This is a genomic window from Gordonia sp. UBA7860 (genome assembly GCF_002500165.1).
Taxonomy (GTDB): domain Bacteria; phylum Actinomycetota; class Actinomycetes; order Mycobacteriales; family Mycobacteriaceae; genus Gordonia; species Gordonia sputi.
Window position 1 is genome coordinate 1 of record NZ_DLSO01000040.1, and the last position, 8,455, is coordinate 8,455.

Here is an 8,455-nt window from a genome sequence, read left to right on the forward strand (position 1 = left end):
ACTTTGCCGTGACCCTGGGGGTAGTCCGAGGGCGCGGGGAGTAGGGGAAGGGGTTCTTCCTGCGACTTTCTGTGCGGGTCTGCCGGCCTTAGCCAGCGCGCAGGAACTAGAGGAAACGCTTCTTCCGCGGGTTGTGTGCGTTTCCTCGGGATGTGTCGCGGGGAAACCTCAGGAACTGGGGGAAGAGTTCTTTCCCCTACTTTCTGCGCGGGCGGGCGGGTGCCCTGTGGTGCGGAAACTAGGGGAAAGGCTTTTTCCGCGGGTTGTGTGCGTTTTCTCGAGAAGTGTCGCGGGGAAACCTCAGGAACTGGGGGAAGAGTTCTTTCCCCTACTTTCTGCGCGGGCGGGCGGGTGCCCCGTGGTGCGGAAACCAGGGGAAAGGCTTCTTTCGCGGGTTGTGTGCGTTTTCTCGAGAAGTGTCGCGGGGAAACCTCAGGAAGTAGGGGAAAGAATTCTTCCCCTACTTTCCGCGCGGGCGGCGGCGGTCCGCCCCGACGACGCCGCCCCGACGACGCCGCGCTAGTCCGTGTACCCGAAGAGCTTCTTGCCGTACCAGTCGCCGATCTCCGACAGCCCCGGCGGGACGGCGAACAGTGAGCTCGAGATGGGTGCGATGTACTCGTTGAGTCCGTCCTGGGCGAGGTTGTTCTGGATGCGGACGAACTGCTCGTGCGCGTTCTTCTGGTACGCGATGAAGAACAGCCCGGCGGCGAGTGTCCCTGTGCGCGTGTCGATTCCGTCGGTGTAGTTGTATCCGCGACGCAAAATCTGCGCGCCGCCGTTGTTGTCGGGGTGTGCGAGTCGCACATGCGAGAACCGGTCGACCGCGTACTTGCCGGTGTCGAGTCGTTTGTGGAAGTCGATCGTCGTGAACTCACTGCCACCCGACAGGGGAGCGCCGACGTCCTTGGTGCGCCCGAAGATCAACTCCTGGTTGCCGATGTCGTCGGAGTCCCACGCCTCGATGTGCATGCGGATCTTGCGCGACACCAGATACGAGCCACCCTTCATCCAGGGCTGATCCGTCTCGTCGCCCACCCAGACCCATTCGTTGGCGACGCTCGGGTCCTCGGCCTTGATGTTGGCCGTTCCGTCTTTGAACCCCAACAGATTTCGCGGTGTCACCTGCGACGTCGACGTGGCAGATGCGCGGCCGAAACCCTCCTGGAGCCAGCGCAGCGTGACCACGCTGCGGCCGATACGGGCGAGGTTGCGGACGGCGTGAAAAGCGACCTGTGGGTCTTCGGAGCAGGCTTGCACGCAGATGTCGCCGCCGCTGATCGACGGATCGATCGTTGTGTCGACTGCCAACTGTCCCAACGGTTTCAGCGCGGCGGGCATCTTGTCGCGCAGGCCGAATCGGTCGTCGAACAGGCTCGGGCCGAAGCCGACGGTGATCGTGAGTCTGTTCGGCCCGAGGTCGAATGCCTCCCCGGTGTCGGCGGGGGGTGAGCCGGGACGGGTCTCCACCGGTCCGACGGGCTTACCCTGCGTGAGCAGGCTCGCCGCGGCGGCCCACCGTGCGAGCATCACCTCGAGCTGCTGCGTTGTCACCGAGTCGGCGACGTCGAATGCGGCGAACACGAGCGAATTCTGTTGGGGAGTGATGATTCCGGCTTGGTGCTCGCCGTAGAATTCGACGGCCTCCGACGCGGTGTCGGTCGGTTTCGGTGCGGCGGCGTAACCGATGGCGCCGCCCGCAGCGCCGCCGACGACAACCCCGGCGAGCCCGGCGGCACCAAGGAAACCCCTACGTCCCAAGCGCGGTCCACGTCCACTGCCGGACGTCTCGGCGGTCTGGTCGGACGAGGTGGCGTCATCCGGTTGCTGCGTCGGTTTGTTGTCGTCGGCGGACATCACATCAGCTCGCTGCGGCGATCTTTCCGCCGGCCTGTGCCAGCGGATCCTTGACGGCGACGATGGCGGCTGCCATCTCGCGCTTCTGCTCGGCGGTCACCTGGGTGAAGTTCTTGAAGCCGCCGGGCTCGTTGGGGTCGCGGAAGGTGTCGATCAGCGAGTCGACCTTGGCGAACGCATCGGTGATGGTCTGCGTGAGCTGCGGATCGATCTCCTTCAGCGCGGGCTTGACCACAGCGAAGGCCTGTTCGGAGCCCTCGATGTTCGCCTGCATGTCGAGGATGTCGATGTGCGAGTACGACTCTTCCTCACCGGTGAGCTTGGTCGTCGAGACCTCGTCGAGCAGATCGCCTGCGCCGTTGACGATTTCAGCGGGAGCGAGGGTGAACTCCGGCTTGTTGACGACGCTCTGGAGCAGTTCGACGTTCTTCTGCAGTTCCGCGGCTACCGGCGCCATGTTCGCGAGGTTCTTGTCCTGGTAGATCGCCTTCTCCAAAACGTGGAAGCCCTCCCACTTATCGCCGGGGCCGACTGCATCCGGGCGCGCGTCGATCGCGAAATCGAGGCTGACAGAAGCATTGTCGGAGCAGTCCGTCGAGCCGTCGGTGCAGAAGGCGCCGGCGATGGGCTCGATGCGCTCGTAGTACGGGCGAGCCTTGGGGTACGCGTCCTTGGCGGCCTCGAGGTTGTTGGCCTTCACCGCGTCGGTCAGTGTTCTGGTGTGTTCAACGAGGCTGTTGACCTGGGTGATCACATAGGCCTTGTAGTCGGCGGACGCGGTCTTCAGCTTGTCTGCGACCGTTCCGGTGGCTTCCGCGGCCTTGCCGGTGACCGTGAACTGCGACTTTTCGTTGGTGGCGCCGGGGCAGTACAGCTCGTATGTACCGCCATCGAGCTTGTGGGAGAACGACACCGACGCCATACCGGGAGCAATGTTCTCCCGCTCGGCGAGAATGCGGTTGTCCTTGATCAGCTCGACCTCGCTGACCGCTGCCGCATTCTTATTGGTGATCTCGAAGGTGATCGGCCCCGCGTCGACCTTGTCCGGGGTGGCAGTGCAGCCCTGATCGGTGATCTCGACCTTGACGGTCTTCACATCCGACGACGAGTTCGACGAGTCGGAGCTGTCCGAGCAGCCCGCGATCCCGACGACGGCGACGGCTGCCGCGCCGACGGCCACCAGTGGTCGCACCCTCATGTGGTTTTCTCCTTTGTGTGAGCGGGGCCTGTCAGGGCCCCTGTCTGCAAATCCTCGTGCTCAGGTGGCGGCGTCGGACGCCTGCGTCGAACCAGCAGCACTCCGGCCAGAATCGCGGCGACGACCGCGCCGCCCGCAAGCCACAGCGGCACGACGACGGACCGGGTGTGATGTGCCGACCGTTGGTCGATGGCGTGTTGCAGCGCACCGAGTTCGGCGGCATCAGCGGTGTGCTCGGCGTCGAAGGTCGCGACCTTCCCGAGCACCACAGCGGCGCCGGAATCAGGGGTGGCCGTCGCGGTCACGACGTAGTGGACATCCGAGGCGACCGGCGAATGGAACGTCGGATCGACGCTGGTCGTCACCGTCGCGGTGACCGTGTAGATCACCGGTGCGTCGGCTCCGAACGTCTGCGTGTTCAGCCCGACCGGGAGGCGTCCGTTGTTGCCCGCGGCGACCTGTGCGGGCGTGACGCGCGCGGGAGCGTCGGGAACCAGCGAGGCGATATCGAGGTTCGGCGAAGCAAGCTGTTGATAGGTCGGGTAGCTCGTCGAGCCGATCTGCGCGTCGTCGGTGGCAGTGAGTTTGGGCAGCGAAGTCGACACAGATCCGGACGTGAGTGTGCCCGATGCCTGCGTGGAGTCGGCGGACTCGACCCGAACTGCGACGGGGTCGGGGACCCGAATGGTCTTGCCGGTCAGCACACCAGAAGTCGACGGCGTGCCGGAGGCGCTGGCGCGCATCGTGTCCGACGGCGCCGCCGGTTCGGCCGGCGCGGTGGAGAAGACGACGACTGCCGCGATCGCGAGGACGCCGGCGAGTGCGCCGCACGCCAGTCCTGCGGCGCGTCGGGGGAATGCCTTGCCCGCGGGCCAGAGCACGATCGTGCCGACGATGAGCAAATACACCGCCCAGCCGACGACCTCGATGAGCACAGGCTTCGGCTGAATCCCGAGAACGCCGGTCAGTAGCGAGGATTGGATGGAGCCGGGTTGGACCAGCCACGTCAGGTCGACGACCTGCTGCTGACCGACATTGAGCCAGCCCGCCTCGTGCGCGGTGCGGAAGGCGGTCATCACGAGTCCTGCGGCGACGAAGGCGAGCAGCAGGCCGGTGACCTTGAAGAACCGGGCGAGGTTGATGTGGACGCCACCGCGATAGATGCCGTAGCCCAGGAGCACCGCTATGCCGATTCCGAGAATCGCGCCCACCGCCGACGGCACGGCGTTGTTGCTGGCGTTGAATGCCGCAACCAGGAACACCGACGTCTCGAGTCCCTCGCGGAGCACCGCGAGGAATGCCATCATCACGAACGCGATCGCCGAACCCTCGTTGACCGCGTCGGTGGCCGCGGCCTCCAGGTCGCCCTTGAGATCGCGTGCGTGCTGACGCATCCACACGATCATGTACGTGACCATCGCGACAGCGATGACGCCGATGACGGTTTCGAGGCCCTCTTGCTGGCGCTGCGGCAGGTCGCGCGAGAGCACCTCGAGTCCGATGGCAACAGCGACGCAGATGGCGACGGCGACGCCGACCCCGACCCACATCCAGCGCAGCGCGTCTGTGCGGCCCTGGCGTCGGAGGAAGGCCGCGATGATGCCCACGATGAGCGCCGCCTCGAGCCCCTCGCGGAGGCCGATGATGAGGGTCGCGAACACGTATCTCTCCGGTTTGTCCGATTTGCTGTGTTGTGGCTGGTCAGCACAGCCTTACTTACCGTAAGCGAGCTAAGGCTACGCTGCGTGATGCGAGATCACCAAGGGGCCAATGGCACCATGGTGAATCGATGACCATCGTTCGACGGGCACTCGCCTCGATATCCGCTCTCAGCTGCGTCGCAATTCTGACGTCGGCATGCCTTGACCTGCCTTCCCTGAAACGTCCCGACATTCCCGACGGCATACCGCCCGGCCTCGGGACGCCGGTACCTTTCGTCGACATCAACGCTCCGGGGCGCACTGCCGAGCAGCTACGCGACTGGGCCAAGCCGATCTCCGACGCCACGGGTATCCCGTTCGTCGCGCTGGAGTCCTACGGCAACGCCGCCGAGATCCAAAGGCAGCAACACCCCGAGTGTGGGATCGGATGGACAACGCTCGCAGGCATCGGGGGCGTCGAGAGCAAACACGGTCAGTACCGAGGCTCCGAGATCGCGCCGAACGGTGATGTCCGCCCGCCGATCCGGGGCGTGCCGCTCGACGGGACGCGCGGAAACATGGAGATCCCCGACACCGACGGCGGGAAGCTCGACGGCGACGCCACCCACGACCGTGCGATGGGTCCGTTCCAGTTCATTCCCGAGACGTGGCGACGCTACGGCGTCGACGCCAACGGTGACGGCAAGGCCGATCCGGACAACATCGACGACGCCGCGCTGTCAGCGGCCCGCTACCTGTGCGTGTCAGCGGGCGGCGACATGACCACACCGCAGGGTTGGGAGAAGGCGGTCAAGGTCTACAACAATTCGATGGCGTACGTGATCGACGTGCGCGATCACGCCAACGCGTACTCGATCAACGTCCGCTACTGAACGCCGCACCGGCTTCGACGCCCCCGCCCTGCGCGCTTGATGCGTGACTGTTGACTTCACCGACTAGGCTTTGATCCCGTACCCGTCGGCTGCGCGAGGCGCCGACATGTTCACCGATAGGGGCAACACCGTGGCAATCATCGAACAGGTTGGTGCACGCGAAATTCTGGACTCGCGAGGCAACCCGACTGTCGAGGTCGAGGTCGTCCTCGACGACGGCACGTTCACACGTGCCGCTGTGCCATCCGGCGCGTCGACGGGTGAGCACGAGGCCGTCGAACTGCGTGACGGCGGCAAGCGTTACGGCGGAAAGGGCGTCACCAAGGCTGTCGAGGGCGTGTTGAGCGAACTCGCACCCGCGGTCATCGGTATCGAGGCCGAAGAGCAGCGGCTCGTCGACCAGGCCCTCATCGACGCCGACGGCACTCCCGACAAGAGCAGGCTCGGCGCCAACGCCATTCTCGGCGTGTCGCTTGCGGTGGCCAAGGGTGCCGCAGAGTCGGCAGGACTGCCGCTGTTCCGCTACATCGGCGGCCCCAACGCCCACATCCTCCCGGTTCCGATGATGAACATCATCAACGGCGGCGAGCACGCCGACAACGGCATCGACTTCCAGGAGTTCATGATCGCTCCGATCGGCGCGCCGACCTTCAAGGAGGCGCTGCGCTGGGGTGCTGAGGTCTACCACTCGCTCAAGTCGGTACTGCACAAGCGCGGCCTGAACACGGCGCTCGGCGACGAGGGTGGCTTCGCCCCCGACCTCCCCGACACCGCGTCGGCCATCGCTGTCATCGGTGAAGCCGTCGATGCTGCGGGCTACAAGTTCGGCCGCGACATCGCGATCGCTCTCGACGCCGCGGCGACCGAGTTCTACAGCGACGGCGTGTACAACCTCGAGGGTAAGAAGCTCTCCAGCGACGAGATGATCAGCTACTACGAGAAGCTCGTCGACGAGTTCCCGATCGTGTCGATCGAGGACGGCCTGTCCGAGGATGACTGGGACGGCTGGGTCAAGCTGACCGACGCGCTCGGCGACAAGGTGCAGCTCGTCGGCGACGATCTGTTCGTCACCAATCCCGAGCGTCTCGAAGAGGGCATCTCCAAGGGTGCGGCAAATGCGTTGCTGGTCAAGGTCAATCAGATCGGAACGCTCACCGAGACCCTCGACGCCGTCACGCTCGCCCACAACAACGGCTACAAGACGATGATGAGCCACCGTTCGGGCGAGACCGAGGACACCACGATCGCCGACCTCGCCGTCGCATGCGGCTGCGGTCAGATCAAGTCCGGCGCACCCGCGCGCAGCGAGCGTGTCGCCAAGTACAACCAGTTGCTCCGTATCGAGGAGGGCCTCGGCGACGCGGCACGCTACGCGGGAGACCTCGCCTTCCCCCGATATACGTACGGTTCGTGATTAGCTAGAGCCCATGGCACAGGGCTCAGGACGTCGACGCACGCGTGCGTCGATGAGCGACCCCCGCTCCCGGGAGCGTGCCCGCAAGACGCCCCGGCGTGAGCGATCGACGTCTCGCCGTTCGCCGGTCTCAGTCATCGAGACCGGCGAACAGGAGATCTACGACGACGCGGTCATCGATTTCGAGGCCGAGGTCGCCGACGAACACTCTGACGATCTCCCCGACATCGAGAGCGACGCGGGCGACGGATTCTCCGACGTTCGGCGTGAACGCGAGCAGCTGCGGGCACAGCGTCGGCGACGGGCGGGTTTCACCGAACGGATTGCGCAGCGACTCCACCACATCGACGCGAAGCGTGCCGTGGTGTTGTCGTTGGTGGTCGGGATCGTCGCGCTCACGTTGGCGATGCCGCTGCGCACCTACTTTTCGCAGCACTCCGAGTTCTCCCAACTCGAGGAGTCCAACGCGCAATTGCGCGACCAGGTCGCCGACTACCAGCAAAAGGTCAACGAGCAGAACGACCCCGCCTACATCGAGGCCAAGGCACGAGAACGACTCAAGCTGGTCAAGCCGGGAGAGACGCCGTTCGTGATGCTCTATCCCGACGAGGCTGCCCGAAGCGCTGAGCGTCAGCGGGAAGCAGCACACGAAGCCAACCCCTGGTACGGCAATTTGTGGCAGTCCGTATCGACCCCGCCCGGAGCCGACGCGCCGGGGTCGCACTGAGTTCGCCACACCGAACTGGTAGCAAAGAAGCGTGAGTACATCCGACGGCAACCAATCTGCCGGCCAGCAGGTGAGCGACGACGACCTCGCCACCATCGCCACACAACTCGGTCGTGAGCCACGCGGCGTGATCGAGGTCAGTTATCGCACTCCGGACGGTGTGCCCGCCGTCGTCAAGACCGCCCCGCGACTGCCCGACGGCACGCCATTTCCGACGCTCTACTACCTCACCGATCCCCGCTTGACCGCGGAGGCGAGTCGACTCGAGTCGGCAGGTGTGATGAAGGAGATGACCGCACGCCTGGCCGTCGACGACGATCTCGCCGCCGCCTACCGTCGCGCACACGAGTCGTTCCTCGCCGAACGCGACGCCATCGAATCGCTCGGCACCGACTTCTCCGGCGGCGGCATGCCGGATCGGGTCAAGTGCCTCCATGTCCTGATCGCCCACTCGCTCGCTAAGGGGCCGGGTGTCAATCCCCTCGGCGACGAGGCCGTGGCGCTCGCCGCCGCAAATGGCATGCGCGGCACGGCGATTCCGGCCGACTGGCCCGAAATCCCCGCAACCACAGACGACGCGGAGTCCGACCAGTGACTGTGGTCGCCGCCGTCGACTGCGGCACCAACTCCATTCGACTGCTGGTCGCAGAAGAGGCCACTCCTCCCGCCGGCGGTACCGACGCCGCTGGTCGCGCTGAAGGTTCGGCTGGTCGAGCTGCCGCCCCC

7 protein-coding genes are annotated in these 8,455 nt (G+C 65.5%); 4 read left to right on the top strand and 3 right to left on the bottom strand.

Going from position 1 to position 8,455, the window contains the following annotated elements; all coding sequences use genetic code 11:
- Positions 1–519 precede the first annotated feature (519 nt).
- From efeB to efeU, 3 genes are read right to left on the bottom strand one after another with little or no spacing between them, the layout of a single operon-like run.
- Positions 520–1,857, bottom strand: a complete 1,338-nt coding sequence (gene efeB / locus B3T59_RS05610; protein ID WP_251723735.1) for an iron uptake transporter deferrochelatase/peroxidase subunit — start codon at positions 1,855–1,857, stop codon at positions 520–522.
- Between the two features lie 4 nt (positions 1,858–1,861).
- A complete protein-coding gene (gene efeO / locus B3T59_RS05615) occupies positions 1,862–3,055 on the bottom strand; it encodes an iron uptake system protein EfeO (protein ID WP_251723734.1) in 1,194 nt (397 codons plus the stop codon).
- Positions 3,052–4,716, bottom strand: coding sequence for an iron uptake transporter permease EfeU (gene efeU / locus B3T59_RS05620; protein ID WP_287001687.1), 1,665 nt, complete (start codon positions 4,714–4,716; stop codon positions 3,052–3,054). The genes efeO and efeU overlap by 4 nt, the downstream gene beginning before the upstream one ends.
- Positions 4,717–4,844: 128 nt before the next feature.
- Between efeU and B3T59_RS05625 the strand changes: the two genes are divergently transcribed.
- From B3T59_RS05625 to B3T59_RS05640, 4 genes are all read left to right on the top strand, one after another.
- Entirely contained in the window at positions 4,845–5,588 is a 744-nt protein-coding gene (locus B3T59_RS05625) for a lytic transglycosylase domain-containing protein (protein ID WP_287001688.1), read from the top strand.
- Between the two features lie 130 nt (positions 5,589–5,718).
- Positions 5,719–7,002: a phosphopyruvate hydratase gene (gene eno / locus B3T59_RS05630; RefSeq protein ID WP_287001694.1), complete on the top strand. Its 1,284-nt coding sequence runs from the start codon at positions 5,719–5,721 to the stop codon at positions 7,000–7,002.
- A gap of 13 nt (positions 7,003–7,015) precedes the next feature.
- Positions 7,016–7,729: an FtsB family cell division protein gene (locus tag B3T59_RS05635; RefSeq protein WP_287001689.1), complete on the top strand. Its 714-nt coding sequence runs from the start codon at positions 7,016–7,018 to the stop codon at positions 7,727–7,729.
- A 31-nt stretch (positions 7,730–7,760) separates the two neighbouring features.
- Positions 7,761–8,324: a DUF501 domain-containing protein gene (locus B3T59_RS05640; RefSeq protein WP_287001690.1), complete on the top strand. Its 564-nt coding sequence runs from the start codon at positions 7,761–7,763 to the stop codon at positions 8,322–8,324.
- Positions 8,325–8,455: the final 131 nt, after the last annotated feature.